The 1545-nt window shown below is 73.5% G+C and carries 2 protein-coding genes; both read left to right on the top strand.

The features are described 5' to 3' along the window. Positions 1 to 461: aspartate dehydrogenase (locus L2I40_RS23035; RefSeq protein WP_237217691.1), on the top strand; the 461-nt coding region annotated here is incomplete at its 5' end. After that, positions 461 to 1396, top strand: coding sequence for a PDR/VanB family oxidoreductase (locus L2I40_RS23030; RefSeq protein ID WP_237217690.1), 936 nt, complete (start codon positions 461 to 463; stop codon positions 1394 to 1396). The genes L2I40_RS23035 and L2I40_RS23030, both read left to right, overlap by 1 nt. Positions 1397 to 1545: the final 149 nt, after the last annotated feature.

Here is a 1545-nt window from a genome sequence, read left to right as displayed (position 1 = left end):
GGGCGCAGATCCTGCTGCCCGCGGGCGCCGTCGGCGGCATCGACGCGCTGGCGGCGGCGCGGCTGCGCGGCACGCCGCGCGTCACCTATGTCGGTCGCAAGCCGCCCGGCGCCTGGCGCGGCACGAAGGCCGAATCGCTGCTCGATCTCGGTGCGCTGACGCAGCCCGCGACCTTCTACGAAGGCAGCGCGCGCGACGCCGCACGCGACTTCCCGCAGAACGCCAATGTCGCGGCGACGATCGCGCTGGCCGGCGTGGGCTTCGAGGCGACGCGGGTGAAGCTGGTCGCCGACCCCGGCATCGCGCGCAACCTGCACGAGCTGGAGGTGGAGAGCGAGGCGGTGCGCTTCTCGATCCGGCTCGAAGGCGTGCCGAGCCCGGCCAATCCGAAGACCTCGCTGACGGCGGGGCTCAGCATGGCGCGCGCGGTGCTGAACCGCGACGCGGTGGTGGTGGCGTGATGCGCCGGACGCTGCGCCTGCGCCGCATGGGCTGGGAAGCGCCGGGCGTGCTGTCGCTCGAGCTGGTGGCGCCGGAGGGCGGGGAGCTGCCGGCATGGGAGCCGGGCGCGCATCTCGACCTGCATGTCCCGGGTGCCCCGGTGCGGCAGTATTCGCTGTGCGGAGACCCGGCTGACCGGCGAAGCTGGCGCGTGGCGGTGCGCGAGGTGGCGGGCGGGCGCGCTTCCGGCCTGGTGCACAAGGCGGTGCGGCCGGGCGCGCTGCTGGAAGCCGAAGGGCCGCGCAACAACTTTCATCTATTGCCCGCGCCGAGCTACCTCTTCGTCGCGGGCGGCATCGGCATCACGCCAATTCTTCCGATGCTGCGCGCGGCGCGTGACGCCGGGGCGCAGGCCACGCTGCTGTTCTGCGTTCGCAGCGCGGCGGAGGCGCCGTTCCTGGACGAGGCGCGGGCGCTCTGTCCCGACGTCGTGGTGCACGCCTCGGCCGAGGGCACGCGGCTGGATGTCGCTGCGCGGCTCGGCACGCCACCGCCGGACACGCTCGTATATTGCTGCGGGCCGCAGCGCCTGATGGAGGCGGTGGAAGCCGCGACGGCGGGTTGGCCCGAGGGCAGCGTGCGCTTCGAATGGTTCGCGCCGCGCGCGCGCCCCGACGGCGAGGCGGATGGCGGCTTCGAGCTTGCGCTGGCGCGTTCGGGGCGCAGCATCCAGGTGGCGCCGGCGCAGAGCGTGCTGGCGGCGCTGCGCGGTGCCGGCTTCGACATCCCATCGTCCTGCGAGCAGGGCGTCTGCGGCACCTGCGAATGCCGCGTGATCGAGGGCGAGGTGGATCACCGCGATTCGATCCTCTCGGCGTCGGAACGCGCGGCGAACGACGTGATGATGGCCTGCGTGTCGCGTGCCAAGGGCGCGCGGCTCGTGCTGGATCTCTAGCCCGCGATCGCCCTGGCGGTGCGCGCCGACGGCGCGCACCGCCAGGGCGTGAATCGCCGGGCCAACTGTTCTGAGGGAGTCACGCGATGGCGACCTACCGCTTCCCCTATCTCGACCCGCATCAGACGCGGGAACGCGAGCCGACGGAT

This window comes from Falsiroseomonas oryziterrae, assembly GCF_021864505.1.
Taxonomy (GTDB): Bacteria; Pseudomonadota; Alphaproteobacteria; order Acetobacterales; family Acetobacteraceae; genus Falsiroseomonas; species Falsiroseomonas oryziterrae.
This window is presented reverse-complemented; position numbering and strand designations above follow the sequence as displayed.